The organism is Leptospira sanjuanensis (genome assembly GCF_022267375.1).
In the GTDB taxonomy this organism is placed as follows: domain Bacteria; phylum Spirochaetota; class Leptospiria; order Leptospirales; family Leptospiraceae; genus Leptospira; species Leptospira sanjuanensis.
The window spans coordinates 1,247,332-1,269,138 of record NZ_JAIZBH010000001.1; the positions used below are offsets into that span (position 1 = coordinate 1,247,332).

Annotated in this window: 22 protein-coding genes and 1 pseudogene; 21 read left to right on the forward strand and 2 right to left on the reverse strand. The window is 46.3% G+C overall.

What is annotated here, in order from left to right:
- Positions 1-19 precede the first annotated feature (19 nt).
- Positions 20-1,588 (reverse strand): beta-propeller fold lactonase family protein, encoded by a 1,569-nt coding sequence (locus LFX17_RS05585; protein ID WP_238745555.1) that lies wholly within the window; start codon positions 1,586-1,588, stop codon positions 20-22.
- A gap of 382 nt (positions 1,589-1,970) precedes the next feature.
- On the opposite strand from LFX17_RS05585, the pseudogene LFX17_RS05590 reads away from it, so the two are divergent.
- The 5 genes and pseudogenes from LFX17_RS05590 to greA form a co-directional block, all read left to right on the forward strand.
- A pseudogene (locus LFX17_RS05590) lies at positions 1,971-2,963 on the forward strand (LIC10775 family protein); the annotation flags it as partial.
- Positions 2,964-2,966: 3 nt separating this feature from the next.
- A complete protein-coding gene (locus LFX17_RS05595; RefSeq protein ID WP_238729377.1) occupies positions 2,967-3,803 on the forward strand; it encodes a hypothetical protein in 837 nt (278 codons plus the stop codon).
- Positions 3,804-4,283: 480 nt separating this feature from the next.
- Positions 4,284-5,003, forward strand: coding sequence for a flagellar filament outer layer protein FlaA2 (flaA2, locus tag LFX17_RS05600; RefSeq protein ID WP_010575492.1), 720 nt, complete (start codon positions 4,284-4,286; stop codon positions 5,001-5,003).
- A gap of 24 nt (positions 5,004-5,027) precedes the next feature.
- Positions 5,028-5,981 (forward strand): flagellar filament outer layer protein FlaA1, encoded by a 954-nt coding sequence (flaA1, locus tag LFX17_RS05605; protein ID WP_238745559.1) that lies wholly within the window; start codon positions 5,028-5,030, stop codon positions 5,979-5,981.
- A gap of 214 nt (positions 5,982-6,195) precedes the next feature.
- Positions 6,196-8,976, forward strand: coding sequence for a transcription elongation factor GreA (greA, locus tag LFX17_RS05610; RefSeq protein ID WP_238729379.1), 2,781 nt, complete (start codon positions 6,196-6,198; stop codon positions 8,974-8,976).
- 130 nt (positions 8,977-9,106) lie between these two features.
- On the opposite strand, the gene LFX17_RS05615 is transcribed toward greA, so the two are convergent.
- The gene (locus LFX17_RS05615) at positions 9,107-9,358 is read right to left on the reverse strand and encodes a hypothetical protein (RefSeq protein ID WP_238729380.1); all 252 of its coding nucleotides are present in this window, start codon (positions 9,356-9,358) and stop codon (positions 9,107-9,109) included.
- Positions 9,359-9,689: 331 nt separating this feature from the next.
- On the opposite strand from LFX17_RS05615, the gene LFX17_RS05620 reads away from it, so the two are divergent.
- From LFX17_RS05620 to LFX17_RS05695, 16 genes are all read left to right on the forward strand, one after another.
- The gene (locus LFX17_RS05620; protein ID WP_238745561.1) at positions 9,690-10,052 is read left to right on the forward strand and encodes a helix-turn-helix domain-containing protein; all 363 of its coding nucleotides are present in this window, start codon (positions 9,690-9,692) and stop codon (positions 10,050-10,052) included.
- A 686-nt stretch (positions 10,053-10,738) separates the two neighbouring features.
- Positions 10,739-11,263, forward strand: coding sequence for a phage neck terminator protein (locus LFX17_RS05625; protein WP_238729382.1), 525 nt, complete (start codon positions 10,739-10,741; stop codon positions 11,261-11,263).
- A complete protein-coding gene (locus LFX17_RS05630) occupies positions 11,260-12,639 on the forward strand; it encodes a DUF3383 family protein (protein WP_238745563.1) in 1,380 nt (459 codons plus the stop codon). Before LFX17_RS05625 ends, LFX17_RS05630 begins: the two co-directional genes overlap by 4 nt.
- A 12-nt stretch (positions 12,640-12,651) precedes the next feature.
- On the forward strand, positions 12,652-13,062 hold the full coding sequence (locus LFX17_RS05635) for a phage structural protein (RefSeq protein ID WP_135573756.1): 411 nt from the start codon (positions 12,652-12,654) through the stop codon (positions 13,060-13,062).
- Positions 13,062-13,445 (forward strand): LIC_12613 family protein, encoded by a 384-nt coding sequence (locus LFX17_RS05640; RefSeq protein WP_319941264.1) that lies wholly within the window; start codon positions 13,062-13,064, stop codon positions 13,443-13,445. Before LFX17_RS05635 ends, LFX17_RS05640 begins: the two co-directional genes overlap by 1 nt.
- A gap of 43 nt (positions 13,446-13,488) precedes the next feature.
- A complete protein-coding gene (locus tag LFX17_RS05645; RefSeq protein ID WP_238729384.1) occupies positions 13,489-13,707 on the forward strand; it encodes a hypothetical protein in 219 nt (72 codons plus the stop codon).
- Between the two features lie 42 nt (positions 13,708-13,749).
- Positions 13,750-15,549, forward strand: coding sequence for an LIC12611 family phage tail protein (locus LFX17_RS05650; protein ID WP_238745565.1), 1,800 nt, complete (start codon positions 13,750-13,752; stop codon positions 15,547-15,549).
- Positions 15,549-16,151 (forward strand): phage baseplate protein, encoded by a 603-nt coding sequence (locus tag LFX17_RS05655; RefSeq protein ID WP_238729386.1) that lies wholly within the window; start codon positions 15,549-15,551, stop codon positions 16,149-16,151. The genes LFX17_RS05650 and LFX17_RS05655 overlap by 1 nt, the downstream gene beginning before the upstream one ends.
- Before the next feature lie 13 nt (positions 16,152-16,164).
- Positions 16,165-16,503 (forward strand): phage baseplate plug family protein, encoded by a 339-nt coding sequence (locus LFX17_RS05660; RefSeq protein ID WP_238745567.1) that lies wholly within the window; start codon positions 16,165-16,167, stop codon positions 16,501-16,503.
- Complete coding sequence (locus LFX17_RS05665; protein ID WP_238745569.1) at positions 16,500-17,318, forward strand: phage protein; 819 nt, start codon at positions 16,500-16,502, stop codon at positions 17,316-17,318. Before LFX17_RS05660 ends, LFX17_RS05665 begins: the two co-directional genes overlap by 4 nt.
- Positions 17,315-17,998, forward strand: coding sequence for a Gp138 family membrane-puncturing spike protein (locus LFX17_RS05670; protein ID WP_238729389.1), 684 nt, complete (start codon positions 17,315-17,317; stop codon positions 17,996-17,998). Before LFX17_RS05665 ends, LFX17_RS05670 begins: the two co-directional genes overlap by 4 nt.
- Positions 17,995-18,339 carry a DUF2634 domain-containing protein gene (locus tag LFX17_RS05675; RefSeq protein ID WP_238745571.1) on the forward strand — a complete coding sequence of 115 codons (345 nt, stop codon included), beginning with the start codon at positions 17,995-17,997 and terminating at the stop codon, positions 18,337-18,339. Before LFX17_RS05670 ends, LFX17_RS05675 begins: the two co-directional genes overlap by 4 nt.
- A complete protein-coding gene (locus LFX17_RS05680; protein ID WP_238729391.1) occupies positions 18,339-19,553 on the forward strand; it encodes a baseplate J/gp47 family protein in 1,215 nt (404 codons plus the stop codon). The genes LFX17_RS05675 and LFX17_RS05680 overlap by 1 nt, the downstream gene beginning before the upstream one ends.
- The gene (locus LFX17_RS05685; RefSeq protein WP_238729392.1) at positions 19,550-20,530 is read left to right on the forward strand and encodes a phage tail protein; all 981 of its coding nucleotides are present in this window, start codon (positions 19,550-19,552) and stop codon (positions 20,528-20,530) included. The genes LFX17_RS05680 and LFX17_RS05685 overlap by 4 nt, the downstream gene beginning before the upstream one ends.
- Complete coding sequence (locus LFX17_RS05690; protein ID WP_238729393.1) at positions 20,527-20,817, forward strand: LA_1064 family peroxide-responsive upregulated protein; 291 nt, start codon at positions 20,527-20,529, stop codon at positions 20,815-20,817. The genes LFX17_RS05685 and LFX17_RS05690 overlap by 4 nt, the downstream gene beginning before the upstream one ends.
- Positions 20,804-21,664 (forward strand): hypothetical protein, encoded by an 861-nt coding sequence (locus LFX17_RS05695; protein ID WP_238729394.1) that lies wholly within the window; start codon positions 20,804-20,806, stop codon positions 21,662-21,664. Before LFX17_RS05690 ends, LFX17_RS05695 begins: the two co-directional genes overlap by 14 nt.
- The last annotated feature ends 143 nt before the right edge of the window (positions 21,665-21,807 follow it).

The window sequence follows — 21,807 nt, forward strand, 5'->3', positions numbered from 1 at the left end:
CGACAGAGAACCCGATTCTTCAGTAAATTAAGATCGCATATGGTCCGGGATTTCCCGGACCGGCGCCGACGATATTGGGAATATTCGGCGATACGCTTCCGTTGATCGTATCCACGGTATACAGATTGACGACGTTTCCCGTCGACTCGGTGGAAAAAGCGTATTTACCGGAAGAATCCAAAATCACGTTCTGTGTTCCCATGCTCGAAGTGATCGCCGATCCCCATACGTTTAAAACTCCCGAAGAGTTGCGCGTGGGAATGACGATGTTGGTAGTCGCGGACGCATAGTTGGAGATAAACGCGAATTTCCCGGCGGGATCGAAATCGATGCTTGTGGGTTGCGTGAGCATCGTGTTGTAAGCGCCTCCCGCGAGCAAAAGTCCGTTCGTATAATCGATCGTAAAGAGATCCACGTTGTTTGTGGTATTGTTAACCGAATACAAATGTTCTCCGGTAGGATCGGTCTTGAGGAATACGGAACCCGCCGCATAAGGGGTGTTCGATCTGGCGCTCGGGATTCCGGTCGAGTCCAAACCGAAAAACAAAATACCTCCTCCTCCGTTCATGGACACAAAAAGACTATTACCCGCGGGATTCAAACAAATCGCTTGCGGTGAAGTGGAGGCTCCCAATCCGGGAACGATGTTCGGAGAAAGCGCGCCCGTTACAGGATCGATTTTGAAATAGTAGATCGTATCCGCCGCCGCCCCGGTGGCAAACGCGAATTTTCCCGCGGGCTCGACTACGATTTTGGAAGGAGAAGGCACGGGATAAGTCGAGGCGAACGTGATATCTCCCGAAGAAGTATCGATCCTGTAGGTTGTGATCTCCGAAGCCATCGTGGCAAAAAGGAATTTTCCGGAAGGATGAATCGCCATCGAGGAAACTCCCGATGTTGTATTCACGAAAACCGTCGTTCGAGTCTGCAAAAGTCCGGTATTCGGATCCATCGTAAACAGCCAAATCTGAGAATTCTGATAATTGGAAACGAAGGCCCAAGCGCCGCTCGTGCCGAAACCGCCAGAGCTCGTGTAATTCGACGCCATACGTTCGCCTTGTTCGTTCAAAGCGTCCGTTGTTACCCTGAGTTTGTATTGGGTTCCCGATCGAAGAATTTTAGAAGGATTGAATGTGATTTTCGGATTTTGAGCGAGATCCAGATTCCCTTCGATACAGGATGCGAAGTCGTCGAAGCTGACTTGGACCGAACCCGAACAGGTTCCCGCGGTTGATTGAGAAGTCAGCGTTTCCGGACTCATCTTTTCGCTAAATGTCAGCTCGATGCCCGTTCCTCTTGAAACGGAGGTCAATCCGCTTGCGGGATTTTGTTGAAATACCTTTAGATTGGGATTGATCTTTCTTCCGTAACGATAACCGCAGACTTCTCCGCTCGGGTCGTTGAAGGCGAGTTTTAACGCGAGACTTTGTCTGAAAACTTCGCTGGCCGGATCGCAGGCGCTCGGATCGAACGTTGGTCTGCAATTGTAAAGGAATATGCAAAAACCATAAAGTATGAATAGGACGCGGAGCGTATTTCCATTTTTGAATGTCCGTTTAATAATTTTAAGTTTATTATTTATTTCCATTTTGGTCGCCTTGGGGTAAATAGCATCGGGCGAATCCGTAAGTCAAGGCGATCGATCGTTTTCGAAAGGTTTGAAAAATCGTAGGTTATAAAACGATTCCCGAATCTAAATTAGGAAATTCTAAAACATAGTTTGGAGCAAGCCCGGCGTCTTGCCGCCGGGAGCCTTATCGTAGGATCGGTTCGGGGAAAGAATTGAGCTTGCGTCTGTTCTTATTTCTAAATATCCTTTGTAAGCGGCACCCATGTTCAAAATCATCCATCGCAGTTTCGGTTTTCAAAAAAGAAGCGTTTTTATTCCCTGTATTGCTGCGATTCTTTCTTTCGTTTTCCTTCCGTTATCCGGACAAGGGACTCCACCGCAGACAAATCCGCAAACTTCCGTTGATCCTCTTCTTCGCGGTTCTTGGTTCGCGGATCAGGAACAAAAGGAAGCCATTCTCTACAACCGAGTCATGAAACTCTTTCGACCCGACCCGCACTTTGTCTGGAAGACCGATTCCCGCGGTAGAAATTATCGATTCTACAAAGACGGAAGAGTGGAGTTTTTGATCGATCGGGAATATCGCGAAGTTTTTCCGGATGTGTCCGAACTCGACGTGCATACAAGCGAAGCGAAGGCGTTAGCGGATCACGGAGAACCGTATTCGGCGATCCGGCTTCTCAAAGGAATCGGACTTTGTTATCGATTCCAATTCGGCAAACTCGCGCCGGAAGAATCGCGTAAAGCGGGCGAAGATCTGAGCCGTTTGCTGAAACATATGGCGCACAAGCGCCTCGAAACGGACGATCTGACCGATCCATACGGTTGCATAAAAAAGAATATTCTAAAACTGGAAAGTGAACCGTTTCGATTCTCCCTCGAAACGACGGACGAGTGGAAACATTATTTTCCCGAACTCGAATCGCCGGAAAGCGGAACCGAAGGGGATCATCTTTGGAAGGTGCGTCGGTTTTATATCGACGTTCCCGCCGATTTCGGAGCGGACGAATGGGAAAAAAGTTATCGCTCCCAAGCCGAAAAATTTCTCTATTACAGACCTGATCGAATCTCGCTCACGATCGGTTTGACTTATCATCCGGTCGCGTCGATTTATACTTCCAAAAATTACTTTCAACTTTGGGATCTCAAACGGGGAATCAATCCTCGAACCATCCGTGAGATGAACTTCCGCAGAAAAAAAGAGGACGATTCGTACGCGAGCCGATTCGACTTTTTTCACAAAGACGGACGAAAAGTTCCGATCGTGATCTTGGAAAAATATTATTTACGGGAAAATCGCGGGCTTTTGTTTTCCGTCGCGGGTCCGGAAAAACAGATTGATCGCATCCGACAAATCTGGTCACAATTGAATCAGAAATTGGTCGTCGAGTGAACTATGATCATCGCGCTCGTAAAAACCGGAGATCGTCCTTATCCGCCCGGACCTCCTTCTCGAAATTCTCCCTGGCAGCTTCTGCTCATAGGGTTTTGTCTCGTGGACGGAATGGCTCTTCTTTTTATACCGCTCGGAATCTACGGTTCGGTTTTGGTTACGGCCGCCTTGCTTTTGTTTCTATTTCTCCCCTTGCTTTTTTTGGTCATCCGACTCAGCACGAAATTCGGGAATCTGCTCTACGTCGCGCTTTTCCTGAGCCTTTTGTCCGCGGGAGTTTCCGCGCTTTATATCAGTCACAGCATCGGATTCTTTCTCGGAATTCCGGTGGGGAAGAACGTCGATTTAGCGCAAAGCGGAGAATTCGGAAACGATCGAATTCTTGTGTTTCGAGGAGTGAAAATTCTTACCGACTATGTCTCTTCCCGATCGGCGATCAGCCGAGCGAAGTCGGAACCCAAACGAGCCAAAACGATTTACTTTCACGTCGCGCCGTTGGTCGCAGCAAGTTGGAAAGAAGGAGATCCGATTCAGGTTTGGGTCGCTTGCGAACGGATGGAACTTCCGAACTGTTCTTGGGGTAGTTCCGTCTTTTTTTGGGGGGAGAATCTCAAGAATCATTCCCTCTATCCCTATTATAAACTTTCCGTTCAAGACGCCGGTAAGATTTATAAATTCCCGATTTCAGAGCATCCTATCATTTTCCGCCCGATCGCCGACCCGGAAAAAAAACTGGTTCGAGCCGGGATGTACGGACTTTCTGGTTTGTTCTTCCTGAACTACTCCTGGTTCGTTTGTATCTTTTTGGGGAAATTCTTTGGGAAAGGGAAGGAAGAGTGAGCTGGTTGTTTTTAATACGGATGGGCGATTTGCGTAGCCTGGAATCGACGGAGCAAGCGGCTTTCTTCGATCCATAACCTCTTGCTCAGAAAGCTGAATCTAATTTACAGATAATCCGTCGGAACTACGACGATTTTTCCGTGAAACGGCGGCCCGCCCGCGTTTCGGGTGGTGGGGTGTGGTGGCGGGAAAACTCCGGAGGTTTTCCTCTATCAGAAAATCTCAGTTTGCACAAGTAAAAAGGCCGCGCTTTTGTCGGAACACTTGAATTTCCCCTCGGTCCGCTCGGTAGAAAAAAATCTTCATTTTCCTAAAAAACTTTTTCGTTTGCTAATTTTGATCCTTTCTCTTCCGATATTTATACAGAGACGGGTAGTAGAATCAGATTTTTTCTCCATCCGTAAATTCTATGATAGAATTACGAGACCCGTCTCTAAAACGATTTTTTATTTTTGTATTTTGTAACCAGGAGAAATTCTCATGAGGAAGAAGATCATCTTACTTGCCGGACTGCTCTGCATTCTTGCTGTACCAGGTGTCTATAGCCAGCAGACCGGAAACAATCAGGCTGGTGGAAATCAGCAAACAGGAGCTACCCCGGATCCTCTTGAGAAACTGATTCTCGAGAATTTCGAAGAGGCCGAAGACTGGAGAGCTAAATCCACGACCCCCCTCGGAGAAACCAAGGTTCTCAAAATGGTTCAAAGAGGTCTGATGAGAGACGTGTTCGACGAAAACACCGTTCCGGATAACGGAGGAGATCAGATCGAAAAGAACCACATCCTCGGTGTAAAAACCAACTACACGAACAGGGGATTCGATCGAGTGGAAGTGTTTCCTCCCCACGAGTATGTCGTAAAAGGAAAAGCGCGTCAGTTGTCCATCTGGGCGCTTGGAAGAAAATTCCGTCACACTCTGTTCGCTAAATTAAGGGATTACAGAGGCAACACTCATAATATCCGCTTGGGAAGATTGGATTATTTCGGTTGGAGAAAACTGACCGCGACGATTCCGGGTTACGTTCCTCAAAGTACGAGATTCGCTCTTTTGGATAAGAATCTTCACTTCGTTTCCCTCTTCGTAACCAGCGACGTTCACGAAGTCGGCGGACAATTCTACTTTTATGTGGACGATTTGGAAGTTCGTGCCGATAAATCGGATGCGAAGTATCCTGGATCGGAAATTAAAGATAACTGGTAATCTTCTAAAGAAAGGAAAGCAAACATGAGAAGGTTCATGAACTCGTTCAAAATTACAGCGGCTCTGACAACAATTCTCGGAGGAGCGATTCTCCTGGGAATGGTTAACGGACAAAACATCATCAAAGGAAAACGCGGAATCGACACCGCAACCGGTATCGACGTAAGCGGATTGGAACTCAGATCCATCACGGTTGAATCTTGGGACAATCCCGCGGGTTCCGCTCCTTACGGTTGGGAGGTTTTCACCGATAAGGACACGCAACAAGCGCAAGGCGGAAACGCACAACCGCAAGCTTATCAAGCGACCGCGCAAAACGCGCAAGCTCTGAGAGAAGTGAAATTGATTTCCGGAAAACCGGGAGACATCAAGAACGTGGATGCGGGAACTGCGAAAGTTCTCGGGGTAAAATTCCAATTCACGTATCCGGGAGACAACTCGGTAACGATTCGTCCTCCTCGAGTTCCGGAATACGAAGTTCTTCGCACCAAAGCGTATTTGGATTCCAACAACCAAAGAAAGGTTTCGAAAATTTACGGAGTGGAATTTCCGGGTGTGAGCAAGGCGATCTCGGTTTGGGTTTGCGGAAGAGGAAACGAATACAACCTCGAAGGTTGGATCGAAGACTGGAAAGGCGACACGCATATCCTTCAGTTCGGATCGATCGACTTTATCGGATGGAGACCTCTCACCGTTCATATTCCTCAGGGAGTTCCTCAGGACGTGAATTCATATCCGCAAGTAAAGACCATCGTCTTCAAACAGTTTAAAATTCGTTCCCGCCCCGATACGAGCGGTGAAACGGTTTACGTTTTCTTCGACGAACTTAGAGTTCTTTCGGACGTGTTCGAAGTTCACTTCGACGGAGCTTCCATCGATTTCGACGACGACGATTGCAAGACGAAGCACAAATTGGATAAGATGCTCAAGACCAAAGTCGAAAAAGAATGCGGCGGCGGAGCAGGAGCGAACAAGTAAAATCTTTGATCAACGGGATGTTCTAAATCCCGTTTCTTCCGCGCTCGGTAAGGCCGAAACGACGGCTTTGCCGGGAAATCCCCCTCTCTCTAAATTCTGGTTTACGGATAAGCCAACTTGGCTATAATTGATAAATACAGGGCTGTCAGAGAGGAATTTAACCCCAAACGTCCCAATTTTCTATCAAGCCGAGACTCAATCGGTGGAGTATCCTATGTCTAACGAAATATCAGCAACTACGGAATCCAGACCGGCCAGCGATCTGGATAAGCTGACATCTCTTTTCAACGAAGAAATCTATGTTCGCACCGATGCGAACTCCATTCCTGCATCCAAATTTAAAATTTTTGACGATCTCATCGAATTTTACAAATCAGCCGGAAAAATAGACGAAGCGAAACAAAAAATAGAAGAGTATCTTGGGGAACACGAAGACAGCATCTCTGCTCGTTATCTACTCGGAATTCTTTCCCTCGAAAGAGGAGAGATCAGCGACTCCGGTTTATTAAAAAACCTATTAGAATCTTTTAAAGTAGCGGGGAAGTGGGCGATCATCGAACACATTACCGATCAGATCCTGAAATACGGGGATCAAAGACTCGCGCTTAAATACAAGGCCGAGGCTCTTGAAAAATTAAAGAAGAACAAAGAACTCAAAGTCGTGCTGGAAAAACTCGCTAAGCACGACCGTAAAAATCCCGAGATCCTCAAAAAATACGCGCTTTCCATATTAGAAGAAAATAAAGAAAGAGCGATCACCTATCTCAAACAAGCGATCGAGACGTTTGCAAAAACGAAAGACTATGTTCAGCTTGAGGAAATCTGGCCGATCATCGTCACCAACAACCACGAGGATCTTCAGTTTTTTGAAAGAATCGAAAGAATCATGTTGGGTCACAGAGAAAGAACCAGACTTGTCGGTTATCTCTATCCGATCGTAGAACCTTACAAACAACTCGAAGATTGGGAGAAGGTCATCTACTTGTTAAAGAAGATTCTCGAACACGAGGCTTCTTCCAACAAAGCAAGAAACGAACTCATCCGTGCGTATAAAGCGAAGTATGCGAATCATTCCCTTTTGGAAGACTTTCTCAAGATGTCCGAGATCGGAAACAACAGAAAGCCGATCAAGGTTTGTATCGCGAACTTCGAAAGAAACATCGTGTTCGACACGAACAACTACGTTCTTCACAGAAACTGGGGAGTGGGAAAGATCACTTCGATTTCGCCTAACGGAGATTCCATTTTTGTGGACTTCAAGGACAAAAAGGATCATAAACTTTCGATCCAGATGGCGATCACCAGCTTAAAACCTCTGAAAAAAGATCATATCTGGGTGAAGTTCTACGAAAACAAAGAAGAGATCGTGGATCTTTTCAAGAACAACATCCCGGACTTCTTCAAGGAACTTCTTACCTCCTTCGACAACAGAATGTTGACCGCCGATATCAAGTCCGAAGTTTCCGGAAAATTTCTTCCTTTGGCCGAGTGGTCCAAGTGGTGGAACAAAGCCAAGAACGTAATCAAAAAAGAACCGAACATCGGTTTCGATCCGAAGAAAAAGGACGAACTCGTATATCGCGAAAAAGCGATTTCTTTGTCGGAAGAGTTATCCGAAAAATTCACGCACCAGACGGATTCGAACAAAAAACTCGATATCGCGATGGAAGCGTTGGACAACCGAGAGGATGCGGAGGGTGCGATCGAAGCCTTCAACCATTTCTATTACGAAGAGGAAGAAGCGGCGGATCCGGTCCGCAAGATCGTTGCGTTCTTGTATTTGCAAGCAGCGTCGGAAGAACTCGGAGACGAGGAAATTCCGAGACATCTTACCGAGCAAAAAATCGCGGAACTCATCAAATCTCTTCCCGTATCGACGTTGACCGAAATTTCCACAAAGATCGGAAACGTGGAAATCAAAAAAGGATACGTGAACTTGTTGCGCAAGCACGCACCGAACGCGGAAGAAGTGTTGACCGGAATCCTTTTCGAGGTTCCGATCAAAGTGAACAAATACGTATTCTCCATTTTGGAAGAAGAAGGAAAATTCGATCTTCTCAATGCGTTTATCAAATCGGCGGGTATGAGAGCGAAAGAGGCCCCCGAAGTATTCATCTGGGTCGCGAAATCCATTCTCACCAAGACTTGGGAAGGGGAATGGCTCGTATCTTCCAAACCGGAAGAACGTCTCGAACTCATTCTGAAAGTGTTCCGTTTATTCAAACCTCTCGCTAAGATCGAGGACAAAGGAACCAAACTCAAAAACGCATGTAAGGAAATTCTTCACGGAAACGACGACGAAGTTCTTCGCGAAGCGATCAACGCGGGAGATTCGGAATACATCCGCAAACTCTACGCGCTTTACAAAGAAGTTCCTTATTTTACGGATTTGGAAAAAGAACGTCTATATTCTTTGATCGTCGAGTTGAAGCCCGATATCGCTTGGGACGAAGACGAAGACGATGAAGAAGAGGACGACGATATTCTCAACCGCATTCCGGAAGGAGCGATTCTCGTTACGAGAAAGGCGCTCAACCGCAAAAAGGAAGAATTCGAACATCTTCTCAACGTCGAAATGCCGGAGAACTCCAAGGATATCGGAGAGGCTCAGGAAAGAGGGGACTTGCGGGAAAACGCGGAATACAAAGCCGCTATGGAAAAACAAGTTCAGCTGCAAGCGGCGATCAAACGTCTGGAAGCGGAAATCAAAAGCGCGATCATTCTGGATCTTACCAACGTCAAAACGGACAAGATCAATATCGGAGTTACCGCGAAACTCAAGAACGAGTCGACGGGAGAGTCGGTCGCCTATTCCATCTTAGGCGCTTGGGATGCGGATACGGAAAAACATATCATCAGTTACCAATCTCCGCTTGCTAAGTCGCTTCTTGGAAAGAAGGTCGGAGATTCGGCCGTGTTGAACCTGACCGGGGCCGAAACGCGTTACACGGTTCTTCAAATCGGAAGATTCTCGCTTCAAAACCAAGAAGACTAAAAAACATTCAAAAATTTGAATGTTTAAAATCCCGGGTCGGTTTCCGATTCGGGATTTTTTTTGTCCGAATAATCGCAGCGATTTAAAGTCCCGCGATTTAGAATCGAACGATCCGGCTTCGATTTAAACGTTACGCCGTTTTGCTTTTATACTGTTCCTCGTTTTTTGTCGCCAATAATAATGCGACTTCGGTCGGAAGCAGATGTCTTTGCATGTAAACGAGCAATTCTTCCGCGTTGAGTTTTTGAATCATAGTGTTCGGAATCTTATCCCAACACTGATCGAAAACCGTTCGGACGTTCAAACCTTTTGATTTCAATTCTCCAACTTGATCGCAGAGAAAACGGATTCGTACGCGATCTCTTTTTATGATGTTTGCCATTGTATTTCTCCTTTGTTCCGGACGTTCCGTCTGTCCGCTTTTCTCTCGATCGCATTTCGCTTTTCGAGACGGTTCGAATCGACAACTCCTATCTTAGTCCGATTCTCATTTTTTGAAAAGAATCGAACTGCCCTTGTTCATCGTATTTCCGTGTTATTATCTTAACGTCACCCTCGGACAAAAAAATCCTTTCGGAAGAATTTTTAGACGCTTCAAGATCGGAAAATGTTTCGGACCGCCCGAAATGCTTCCGTTCACGGCGCAAAGGAATGCAAACTTTTGAATATGCCCTCGGGCTTGACAAAAACGAATGTGCTTTGTCGTTAGGCTCATGATTCAAAAAAGAAAAAACTCGAGCCGGGGAGTGTATCGCGGAAACGAAACGCAGGCGGTTGTTGGATTTGCACAGGAAGGTTCTCTTTTCCGCAATGCGGGCAAAAACGAATTCAAATCGGGTTCGACGTCGAAGGAATTTCGGGCGGATCCCGCGGTTCCGAAAGATCCGAACGATACGATGACTCCGAAAGAAGTTGCCGCGTTGTTGAAACGTACGATTCGAAGAGTAGGGGATTACAGAAGAGAAGGTTTGCTCGGTAAATTCTGGAGATTGACGGACGGTAGCATTTTGTATTCCAGAACCGGAGTGGAGGAATTCTTTCGGAGCCATTTCGTAGAAACCGAAGAGTTGGATTGATTGCAATGTTGTTTGTTCGAAAGACGTTTTGATAAATTGTAAGCTGCTGCCTAACCGCGAAATGCGATAGAACTAAGATTTCTGCGAGAATGGATTCGATTCAGCAAGAACTTGTCCCAAAATCAAAAACTGTGGGAACTCCTGCTTTTTTCAATCCCTTCCTTGAAAATCCAAATAGATTGAAACATACGGTTTTGTAGGAGCTACAACGTATTTCCCCGTTTCGGGAAATGTTTTAAATGTACCCAAAGAATCCGCCTTCAAAAGAAGAAAGAACGTTCTTATTCCTCTTTCGATTTTAAAAATAATCATCTGAAAAGAACGCATTTTGTCGAAGTCCTCTATTTCGAAAATCGCAGACTTGAAGTCATCATTTGTTCCGACAAATCGATTCTTTTAAGAAACCGCTTGATTTTACTTTTGAGATGGGCCGCCGCGACTGATTTTTTCGATAGGCGCGGTTGCGCCGGATTGAAATCCGTTGTCCTAACCTGTTCTTGCTTTCCATTCTTTTCTTTCATTGATCTCTTTCGTCTTTTAAAAGCTTACGCTCCGGAATCGTTTCTTAACCGAATCGGCTTCTTGAAGTGCGCCCTTTATTTTTCCATTTCGGGTGGAAATCCCGTCCTATGACGTGCAATCGCGACGTAGATTTGTCGGAACTCTTGTCGTAAACTCACCGCATCATGAATTTTGAATCCATTCAATCGGCGATGGACAAGATGATCGAGGAGATCAAAAAACCCGATCCACCGATCCCTATGATTCTCGCCGATCAAACTTCTCTTCCTTCTTCTTATCCGTACGGAGTTTATAAAATTTTAGAATTGAATCAGGATTCTTTCGGCAGCGCGTCGAGACGGATCGAATCGGTCGATTCTGCGCATTATAAGGAAACTTCGCGGATTACTCAATCAATTTCGCTTAACGTTAAATTTCTGCACGATTCTTCGATCACGAGTTGTTGGGAGCTTTCGGAAAAGGCGATGAGTTGGTTCGATTCGAAAGAAGGAATGATCGAATGCGAATCGTTTTCGATCATTCCGGTTTTGATCTCTCCGAAGATTCAGGATCAAACCGTTTTAACCGCGAGCTTGACGTACGAGTATAGAACGAGCTTCGACATCATTTTTAAATTAAGAAAGTACAGCGAAAAGCAAGGCGAATCGACCGCAAGCGCACCAACGGTTGAATATCAGGAGGAAGCATGAGCGCACAAACAGTCTCTAAAATAGAGCCGATCAGTATCAATCTATTTCTTAGAAATACTCCGGTTTCTCAAATGGGATTTGGGTTACCCTTGATTCTAGGAATCAAGGCTCCAACCTATTTCTTACAAGTTTCAAGTAATTCCAGCGGTCTCATTTGGAAATCCGCAACTCCGGGAGTTGTTTTTATCCAAGTGAAATACGTAGTCGCCGGAAACAACACGGCACTAAGCGTCGTTCGCGCCGGAACCGGAACCGTCAACGATCCGTATGTTGTTACGGTTAACGTTGCAACGGATGCGGGCGGCGTCGCGACTTCGACCGCGCATCAGATCAAACTCGCAGCGGAAGCGGTTTCCAATATTGCAGGAGCGACAAAGATCGTGGATGTGATCGAAACGGCGGATGCAGGCAGCGGAGTCGTTTCAGCCTTCGCGCAAGCTCCGCTCGCTTACGAACGATACATGGAAATCACGAGCGCGGACGATCTTTTGGAATTGGGTTTTACCTCTTCCGATAAGGAATACGTTCACGCTACAAAGGTTTTCAGACAAACTCCGAGACCGAAAACCGTTGCGGTGTTCCTTCTTACGTCTTGGGCGAATGCCGCTACGGAGATCGCGGCATTGCGCGACAGCGGAAAGGACGCTTGGTTCAAAACCACGGCGACCACTCACGATAAGGGCGAAATACACGCGTTAGGCGACTATCTCGCATCCATCGAAAAGATGTTCTTTGCCTGCACGAGCGATCTTACCGCGCTTACGGGAAGAAATTCCATCTGGGAATATCTGACTCTTCATAAGAATCCGGATTCTTTCCCGGAAGCTGCTTGGGTCGGCAACTCCGCTCCTCGCAGAGTCGGCTCGTATAACTACGCTTATCTGCCGCTCGACGGCGTCGAGAACTCGGGTTACACGAATTCTCAGATGAACTCCGTATTTGCGGACAACGGCAATTTGATCGTTGATTTCGGCGGAAAGCAGGTTCCTTATCCGGGAATTTCCACGGCAAAAGTTTACGCCGATGTCGTGGAGAATCGTTCCTGGCTGAAGGCGCGTTTGAAAGAAAACATCACGGCTCTCTTTCTCAATTCGGACGTCGTTCCTTATACGATGCAGGGGATTCAGATGATTGAATCGAAAATGCGCGAAGTATTCGTCCAGGCGGGCGTTCAGGGAATCATCGCTTCCGTCGAAACCGAAGCGGATAAAACCCGTTCCGATCTCGGAGACTATCAATACAAGATCAATCTTCCCGCATCGATCGACGAGATTCCGACGAACGACAGAAACAATCGGATTCTTCCGAACATCACATTCTCTTGTCGCTTGAGAGGAGCGATCAACGAAGTCGATATCGACGGGGAATTAACCTAAGGAGCATTGGAAATGAGCGGTATTTGGGATCCAAAAAAATTAAACGTTAGCTGCAACGGCAGAGACGTAAGCGGCTTAAGTCAAGCGGACGGGTTCTTTAAAATCGAACCCGTTACAAAGGAATACATCCTTTCACAAGTCGGCATCAAAGGAGATTGGAACATCTCCGAAGTATATGACGGAAGAGTAAAGTTGACTCTGACCCTTATGGGCGATTCTCCCGAGAACGAATACTTCTATACTCTTGGTGAAGGTCGGCTTCCGTGTGTGTTCACGATCAAGGATAAAAGCGACGGAGGGATGCTCGGCTTTTCCGCACAAGGAAGAGTTTGGGAAAGACCCAACATCGAAAAGGGAAAAGAATACAAGGATCGCGCTTGGGTCTTTCTTCTTCCCGATTATAAAGGAGTGTTGACCGCATGATGACGGATAACGCGAACCAGGAACTGACGAAAACGGAGAAGAAGTTTGCAAAACATTCTTCCCAAGACGCGGAGAATTCCGTTCCGTCCGAGCCGATTTTAGAGACGATCGACGACGACGCAAAGGTCGCGCAGATTCATTTCGTGGATGGAAGAAGATACAAACTTCAGCATCCGGGAAATCGAAAAGCTCTGCGTTGGAGACAGGAATCGATCTCTCTGACCGAAGGACTCAATCAGGATAAACTGATGGACAAGTTCTTTAAGTTTTGCGTAAAGCCTGTCGACCACGGCTTCGAACCTACGTTAGACGTAATCGAACCGAATCATGTGGAGGTATGGCTGCACGTAGCGAATCGATTTCTTAAGTGGGAGTTGGAATAACCGATTCCCGAATTTAGGGGAAGCGCCTTCCGTCGAAGAATGGATGAAGTGGATCGACGAAGAAGTGGATCGAGAACTCTTCTTCTGGCAACCCTTCATCCTCGGTGCGGCGCATTTTACGAGTAAGGAACTCGAGAATGCGTCCACCGTTCTTTACATGAAGATGATGGAAGTGGTGGATCGACGGAAAAGAAGAGAAGCGGAAGAAAAGGCGGAAGAACTGAAATTTTTAGCCAAGCTGATTCAAGGCTCCGGTCATTGAATCGAACGGATTTTGAAGATAACATAGATAAGAGAAGGAAGTATGGCGGCTCGAGAGATAAATATTACGATTAAAATAGACGCGGACGATTCTATGTCGGAAATCCAAAAGGAACTCGACGATTTGCGCGGACGTCTTCTGGATTTTTCGGATTCATTCCAATTGTTTTCAAAAGCGGGAGCTACGGCAATGCGGGAATTCGGCGGATCGATCGCCGATTCGATCGGAAAGTTCTCCACACCTTTATCGCAGCTTGCGGACCGTCTGAAAACGAGTGAATCCAGTTTGACGAGTTTGTATTCGAAGGCGAAGGGAAACGCCGCTTTGGAAAAACAATTCTTCGACGTGGCAAAGGCTGCGGGATTTACACAAAGAGACATCGCTAAGCTGGACTTTCAATTGAATGCAGCGGCCAGAACTTCCGCACTTCTTTCCGGCGCCTTAAAAAATCTCGCTCAAATCGGAATGACCGCTTTTAAAAGCGTGATCGCTCCGGCTTGGGAAGCGGGAATCGCATTGGAAAAGCAGAGAGAGGTTTTGAAAAGTCTCTCGGGCGGAGAAGGATTCGGAAAACTGCAGGCTTCGATCGACAAGACCATTCAAACCTCGAAAGGACTTGCAACACAACAGCAACTGAACTTGGCCGCAAATGAAGCGATCAAAGCGGGCGCTTCCGTGGATTTTATCACTCGCAATCTTTCCGGATTACAAAAAGCGTCCAGACTCAGCGGAAGCGAATTGTCTTCGTCCATGCAACAAGCATACGAGGCGATCGAAGAAGGAAGCGACGAGTTTCTGCGGAATAACGGCGATTTATTTTCAAGTTATTCGGAAGAATTTAAACGAATCAACGAATCGGGGATGTCCGCGATCGACAAACGTCTCGCGAGGGAGAAGTTGATCACCGGCGCGCTCAATGAAAATAGTAAATTACAAGATGCTTATGGAGCGCACGTAAAAACCACTTCGGCGGTGGTAGACCGATTCAGCAATCGAATCGAAGATTTAAAAAGCAAATTCGGAACTCTAATGTTGGATGCCCTCAATCCTGCAATGAACTACTTTTCGGATTTATACGATTATTATACGGAAAACGCGGAAGGAATCGAAGAACTAAAGGAAAAAGTGATCGTTTTCGGAAGTATTCTTGCCGGGGTATTAGGAGCCATTGCCGTTAAGATGATCGTCACTTCGGGAATTACGTTGAGCGGGATGGTACCCGCATTGTTCGCAATGGCTTCGGCGGGATGGATTGCAATCGCACCTTGGATTCCTTATATCGCGATCGGAGCCGCTGTCGGAATCGTCGTCGCCGGTTTGATTCTTGTAATCCGCGATCTTTTCAAATGGATGAACGGAGGCAAGTCGGTAATCGGCGGGTTTCTTGGCCCTTTTAACAATATTAAGAAAATGTTTAACGATTTGGCGCTTTGGTTTCAAGGATTGCCGGATACGATCGTGAAGTTTTTCAAAAACCTCGGTCCCAAGATCAAAGAGGCTTTAAAGGGAATGATTCCCGGCGACCTCTTGAAAATCTTCGGAGTCGCTTCGGTAAAAACCGATAAGGTGGAAACCGTCGAGGACGCGATTATCACCAAACAGGGAAAGGTCGTAAAGTTTCATCCGGACGACAACCTGGTAGCCGTAAAGGACTTGGGTATTTTGGGAGGTTCTAAGCCGAACAAAGGCGGAGGTATTTCGGTAAATATCGCCAATGTAGTGTTAGGTTCCGCAACCAGAAAAGAAGACGCGGCCGTGTTCGCATCGTATTTGGAAAAGGAATTGGATAAGATCGCGTTGAAGATCGGTCTCGCATCGGGACTTTCTCCGGAGGTAGGATAATGGGAATCGTAACGGGAAGAGACACCATTGCGTTCACGGACGGCGACACAGAGGTGGAAATGAATGTGTCGATGGATATTCAATATACGTATCCTGCGGAAATCACGGGGCATCCGGTCGAAAGGGAAAAAGGAAAAGCTTCCATAACGGATCATGTGATCCCGGGAAAAAGAGGGATTTCATTGCGCGCAATATTATCCTCTTCCGTAAACGCATTCACTTTATCGAATATAACCGTCGATCGAAAATTGGAAACTCTGATCCGTTGGCAGACGGAAGGAACGTTTCTTACGATGCTCGGATACGAAACGGGAGGAATCATAAATCGAATTCTTTCCATGCTGCCTGCTTCCTTCCGTTTCGTAGAACCGGACGATCCGGATCGACGTTATTTGGGAAGATCGATCGATGAAATCCCGAATCTTCTTTTAGGAGACGTGTCTTTTTCAGAAGTTAAGGAAACGGGAAAGGACGTTACGGTTTCTCTTTCGATCGTTCCCATTCTGGTCGCGGAAGCGAAAACAAGGGAAATCAAAAAGGTTCCTTCGGGCGGCAGAAAGAATCCGACGAAGGTGGAAAAAAAGGGAGCTCCCAAAAAGTAAGGTAGTTTAGTATATGACAATATTCAAATATTTACCGATTGAAAGCGAAACCTTTCCGATCTCCAATACGTACGAGATCGGATCGAAAGAATACGATTTCGAATTCGCATATAACGAGAACGGAGACTTTTTTACCGTTCTTGTGCGGAATCAGGACGGCAAAGAATTATTTTCCTCGAGACTCGTTTACGGCGTTCCGTTGAATCACGTCGTGGTCGACGACTTTCCGCTTTCGATTCTTTTGAAACCTTTGGATCTGGACGATTTGTATCGGGACGAGTATACGGATATCCCTGTGAATGCGAAAACGTTCGGCGGCAGAGTGCAAATTTATCTGGAGGGCGAAGTATGATCGGAAATCCGAAATTGTTCGGCCGGGTTGTTTCCCTGGAAATTCTTCCGCGAAACGGAGTAGGGAAGGAATTCACGTATCCGCCTTTTGACATCGAGTTCGAAACGGAGATCGGTCCTATGAATTTAACGACGGTAAAGATCTATAATGTGAACGAAGATACGATGAATCTGGTTGGAGCGAAATCGAAGGGAAGCGGTTTTCAATATCCCGGCGCGTCCTTAAGCGCGGGATATAAGGACGAATATGGAGTCGTCGCAAACGGAGAAGTGATTCGTCCGCAATTCAAACAAGAAGAAACGAACAAAATTTTGGAGTTCAAAATCAGCGCGAACGCCGCCTCTTGGGTGAGTTCGTATATTATGAAAACCTACAGTAATCTTCCGGCGATGACCGTGATCCTTGATATAGTAAAGCAAGGGAATCTTAAGCCGGGGAGAATCACTTTAGGGGAAAACAAGATCGTGAACTTCAGCGCCAATGTTTCGTTAGGCGATTGCATTCAGAAATTTTGTAAACTGACAAAGTCTCAATATTGGTTTCAGGACGGTTTTTTATACATCGATTCTTTGAGTCCGGATAAGAAGCCGAGCCGGATCTTTTTGGACGAATCTTCCGGCTTGATCGGTGTTCCGGAAAAGGGTCAAAAGACCTGGAAGATCAAAAGTCTGTTTCGGCATCAGTTCAAGAAGAACGTAATCGTCTCGGTGAAAGGAGGCGGGTTGAACGGCGACTGCAGAATCGAAAAAGGAAAACACGTTTTTTCCACGTTTCAGACGGAGAATTATTCCGAACTGGAGGTGATGCCGTTATGAATTTGGACGAAGTTATTCTCGCGGCGATGCAGAAATCGCTTTCGCGGGCTCAAGTCGGATTGCCTGGAATCATAGATTCGTTTAATGCGAGTCAAATGACGGCTAACGTAAAACTTCCTTTTAAACAAAAGGACGGAAGCGGAGAAGAAAAGGCGTTTCCGATTCTTTCCAATGTCCGCGTTGGAACATTGTGGGCCGGGGATTTTTTCATCAAACCCGATTACAAACGGGGAGATAAAGTTTGGGTTTCCTTTTCTACGCACGATATCGGCGACGCTGTTCGAGGAGTGAGTTCCGTGGTTTCGGATTCCTTATTCGATCTGCAAAGCGCGTGCGTCGTCTCAGGATACAAAGGAGAAGCCGAGAGTCCTGCGACAACTGCAGGCGAATCCGGTTTGCTCATCGGAAATAAACAAGGAAACTCTCTCATTCAACTCGACGAGGATCGGATTAAGATCAGAGGCGGCTCCGTCGATCTTTCCGAATCGGCGGTTTTAGGGGAAACGTTAGCCGATCTGATGCGTACGATCCTGGACGTTTTTATCAACAATGCGTCTTCGTTTACCGCAAATACCGTTCCGGGTTCTCCTGCCGCTTTGTCCCCTTCGGTTGTATCGTCGTTAAACGCGCGTAAGGCGGAGGTTGATCAAATTCTTTCTCAAAAGGTGAAGATAGGATGAAAGGTTTAAAGATAGAGAACGGGGACGTTGTTCGAGAACAAGGACGTCCGATCGTTTTGGACGGATTGGAGTATTATTCACAAAGGATCAAACACGCGATTCTTCTGTCTTTGGGAGAATCCGCGTATGATACATTGAGCGGAATCGATTGGTTTACTATCTTTTCGGCGAAGGTTTCGAAGGACCGAGTTCTGTTTGAAATCAGAAGAATCATTCTTAAAGATGCGGAAACCGTATCTTTGGAAAACATCGAGGTCGTCGAAACCGAAGGAAAAAGCAGGGGAATCTATATTCGATTTTCTGCAAATACCATTTATGGGAACGTAACGGAGGAGATATAATGGCCGGAGTAACGGAACAAGGTTTTATTCGAAAGTCAAAGGACGAAATTCTTTCGGATTTGGAAGAAAAATACAGAACCGCGTTGGGGCAGGACATCGATCTTTCGATTCTGAGCGAAGACGGAATTCGAATGAGAATTCTCGCGGACGAACTCGACGCGATTCATCAACTTGCGGAATCCGTCTTTTATTCGAATTTCGCCCATACAGCGACCGGCGTCTCTTTGGATCGAGTGTTGAATCCTTTGGGAGGAGAAAGACAACCGGCAAAACGTTCCATTGTCGCATTAAATTTTTCCGGGGTGAACGGATCCTTTGTGGACATCGGAACGATCTGCCAAACGGGAAACGGATTGCAATTCATTACGATTCAATCCGGAACGATCGCCGGAGGTTTTGTAACGCTCAACGCGCAGGCTTTGAATTTGGAATACGGAATCACCGCGAATGTTCCGCCTAACACGATCAATACGATTTCAACGGCGATTGCGGGAGTCGATTCTGTTACGAATCCGGAACCGGCAACCGGAGGAAGATCGATCGAGACGGATATCGAATATCTGAATCGTTTTATGAACGACGGAGTCAACGGCGGTTCTTCTGCCGCAAACGTACAAAGCGTTTTGAACCAAATCGATTCGGTTTTAGCCGCTGTCGTCTACGAGAACAACACCGATTTCGTGGACGTAGACGGAAGACCTCCTCATTCTATGGAAGCCGTGATCGAAGGAGGCACTCCGCAGGAGATCGCGGAGACTTGTTTGCGAAATTGGCCGGGCGGTATCGAATCCTACGGATCGCAAAACGGAACTGTGATCGATAGCAAGGGAGTTCCGAGAACGTACTATTTCAATCGTCCCGCAGATGTTACTCTTTTTGTTAAGATCGATATAGCACGAGACTTAGCGCAATGGGTATCCGGTTCTGAAACCATCGTAAAAACGAATTGTATCAAAGTGATCGGAGGCGTGGATACGATCGGTTCCGTTTCCACATCCTATAAAGGGGACGGTACGGGTGCGGATGTGTTCGCATGGAAGTTGATCGCGGCTCAAAGCGGACTTAGCGAATACGAGTCCGTTAAAGTTTTAGGAATTAAGGCGATGACTGTAAAGGTGGGTTCTTCTTCGCCTGCAAACTTGGACGAATTATCAATCAACAGTCGCCAAAGAGCCAAACTGATTACCGCAAACATTCAGGTGAACTTCGTATGAATTCCACCGATTTGGATTCCGTATTACAAAAATATCCGCTTTCGCTTTTTACGAGGACACCCGATTCGCAGATCGGAAAAAAATGGGAAGTCGATCTTGAATTGTTAAACGAAGTACGCTCCGTTTTGGACTCGATTCAAAGTGTTGCGGATTTTCGAACACAGAGCGGAGCCGTCTTGGATTTGATAGGGAAGAATCTGAAACAACCGAGAGACGGGATGGATGATTTTAAATATAAGATTTTTCTTTCCATCGCAAGACAGAAACGGAAATCGAAAGGCGACATTCATTCGATGAACGAAATCGGATCTCAGATTCTCGCCGGTATGGGAACGTTATATGAAATAAAGGAACTCTGTTACGGAGGGGAGCCCATGCTTTTGGATGCGTTGCTCACCTTGAACGGAGAATATCCTCTTTCCGGAAGTACGAAACGTCCCGCAACGATCGAAGTGGTTTTTTCCGGTTTGGTGGATTCGGTCGTGGTGGCGCCCGAGTTTAATAAGGCGATGGCTCAGATTCGCGCAGGCGGGGTTAAGGCGATCATTCGATATCGATTCGAAATGTCCACGTTGGCCGGAAGGCTTTATGGAGTTTCACTCCGAACTCCGCTCTTGGATGGGAGTTGGTCGATGAACGGTTTTACCCTTTTGTCAGGAGAAAAAGTTCGAATTCGTCCTTATGAAATCGCATTCGGAACCGGAGGACTAACGAACGGAGTTCCGAGAGCTCCGCAGATCGGTGACCTTGGATTGCAAAATGAAGCGTATCGAAAGCTGATCGATATCCGTTACGATAGCGAGGGAAACCGTTTCTTCCAATCGACATTAAAACAAGGAGAAGCGATCGGGTGTAATATCAACGAAATCGGTCTTTTTGACGAGGATGGGAATCTTCTCTATCTGAAAACCTTCCCTTCCAAGGAAAAAGATCATCTGATAGTTTATGATTTTATAATAAAGGAGGAATTTCAGTGATTCAAATACTCGCGAGAGAAACGAACGTAGAGTTTGCGGGAACCGGAAAATTCAGAATTGAATTGCTTCCGATCGCTTTATTCAAAACGCACCAGAGCCTTTTGGAATACTGCGATCGAAAAGGCTATAAAAAAAGCGGGTCAGGATTGGATTCGGAATTTACTCGAGACGAGGATTTAAAACCGGTCCGGGACAGGCTAAAAAAATTTGTAGATCAGCCGTTTAAAGTATATGAGAAGTTTATCATATTGGAACAGGAAGTGAGGAGCGAAGATGGCAGTGTTTAATCCTGTAAAAACAAGAACCTGGAGTAAAAATACTCCCGCCGACGGAGATCTGATTGACGACGAGTTTGATCGTCAATACGAGAATTTCCAGTATTTAAAAGATCGAATCGATACAACCGACTCGAATTTAATGAATTTTCTGATCCCGATCGGAAGCATCATTGAAGATAGCTTAAATCTTGCGCCCGCTTCGAACTTTAAGGACGCGAACGCTCAGGCAATTTTAAGAACTTCCTTTGTGACGTTGTGGGATTCCGTTCATCGCGTAATCACCGGAATCGTTCCTGCCACAGATCGGATCAATTCGACAAATCATGGATGTATCGAAGGTCAACTTGTGAAGTTTTCCTTTACGGGAGGTGGAGTTACTGCGCTTACGAAATATTATGTTCGTAACCCTACCGCGAATGACTTTCAGATTTCTGCAACTCCTACGAGTTCGATCATCGATTTGACTTCTTCTCAAACCGGAGATATGATCACGAATGTTGAATATGGCTTCGGAGACGGTTCGACAACATACAATCTTCCGGATCGAAGAGGGATTTTTGCTCGAGGCGCCGGCGTGCATGGAAGCCGAGCAAAGGCGGTTGGTGGAAATTACGATGCGGGTATTGTCGGGACAGAAGGACAGGATCAGATGCAGGGCCATAGGCATTCGGTAAGCGGCGTTTCTGCAGATCTTATACATCCGGATGCTTGGGGTGGTCCCGGTACGTCTCAGGTTGGTAGCGGCTCGGTTGCTATTGGTAATCCTACATCCGATGGGTCTAATGGAACGCCGCGAGCCGGAAACGAAACAACTCCTGCCTACGTTGCAGTAAGATATAAAGTGAGGGTGGTCTGATGTTCGTTTTATTACATAAGGCTGAGTTAATTTTTATCAAATCTCTTAAGAGAACGGGTTCCTTTTTAAGAGAAAAAAATAGAGAACGATTCAGATTGTATTATTTGTTTCAACGCTTTATCACTAAAGACTCATTCAAAAAG

Bases quoted from the DNA above. Each gene is read 5' to 3' on its own strand.
- LFX17_RS05660 (WP_238745567.1), top strand. From the start codon at position 16,165: ATGACAATATTCAAATATTTACCGATTGAAAGCGAAACCTTTCCGATC.
- LFX17_RS05620 (WP_238745561.1), top strand. From the start codon at position 9,690: ATGATTCAAAAAAGAAAAAACTCGAGCCGGGGAGTGTATCGCGGAAAC.
- LFX17_RS05665 (WP_238745569.1), top strand. From the start codon at position 16,500: ATGATCGGAAATCCGAAATTGTTCGGCCGGGTTGTTTCCCTGGAAATT.
- LFX17_RS05615 (WP_238729380.1), bottom strand. From the start codon at position 9,358: ATGGCAAACATCATAAAAAGAGATCGCGTACGAATCCGTTTTCTCTGC.
- LFX17_RS05645 (WP_238729384.1), top strand. From the start codon at position 13,489: ATGAAGTGGATCGACGAAGAAGTGGATCGAGAACTCTTCTTCTGGCAA.
- LFX17_RS05685 (WP_238729392.1), top strand. From the start codon at position 19,550: ATGAATTCCACCGATTTGGATTCCGTATTACAAAAATATCCGCTTTCG.
- greA (WP_238729379.1), top strand. From the start codon at position 6,196: ATGTCTAACGAAATATCAGCAACTACGGAATCCAGACCGGCCAGCGAT.
- flaA2 (WP_010575492.1), top strand. From the start codon at position 4,284: ATGAGGAAGAAGATCATCTTACTTGCCGGACTGCTCTGCATTCTTGCT.
- LFX17_RS05680 (WP_238729391.1), top strand. From the start codon at position 18,339: ATGGCCGGAGTAACGGAACAAGGTTTTATTCGAAAGTCAAAGGACGAA.
- LFX17_RS05675 (WP_238745571.1), top strand. From the start codon at position 17,995: ATGAAAGGTTTAAAGATAGAGAACGGGGACGTTGTTCGAGAACAAGGA.
- flaA1 (WP_238745559.1), top strand. From the start codon at position 5,028: ATGAGAAGGTTCATGAACTCGTTCAAAATTACAGCGGCTCTGACAACA.
- LFX17_RS05670 (WP_238729389.1), top strand. From the start codon at position 17,315: ATGAATTTGGACGAAGTTATTCTCGCGGCGATGCAGAAATCGCTTTCG.
- LFX17_RS05650 (WP_238745565.1), top strand. From the start codon at position 13,750: ATGGCGGCTCGAGAGATAAATATTACGATTAAAATAGACGCGGACGAT.
- LFX17_RS05595 (WP_238729377.1), top strand. From the start codon at position 2,967: ATGATCATCGCGCTCGTAAAAACCGGAGATCGTCCTTATCCGCCCGGA.
- LFX17_RS05625 (WP_238729382.1), top strand. From the start codon at position 10,739: ATGAATTTTGAATCCATTCAATCGGCGATGGACAAGATGATCGAGGAG.
- LFX17_RS05640 (WP_319941264.1), top strand. From the start codon at position 13,062: ATGACGGATAACGCGAACCAGGAACTGACGAAAACGGAGAAGAAGTTT.
- LFX17_RS05585 (WP_238745555.1), bottom strand. From the start codon at position 1,588: ATGGAAATAAATAATAAACTTAAAATTATTAAACGGACATTCAAAAAT.
- LFX17_RS05635 (WP_135573756.1), top strand. From the start codon at position 12,652: ATGAGCGGTATTTGGGATCCAAAAAAATTAAACGTTAGCTGCAACGGC.
- LFX17_RS05630 (WP_238745563.1), top strand. From the start codon at position 11,260: ATGAGCGCACAAACAGTCTCTAAAATAGAGCCGATCAGTATCAATCTA.
- LFX17_RS05655 (WP_238729386.1), top strand. From the start codon at position 15,549: ATGGGAATCGTAACGGGAAGAGACACCATTGCGTTCACGGACGGCGAC.
- LFX17_RS05695 (WP_238729394.1), top strand. From the start codon at position 20,804: ATGGCAGTGTTTAATCCTGTAAAAACAAGAACCTGGAGTAAAAATACT.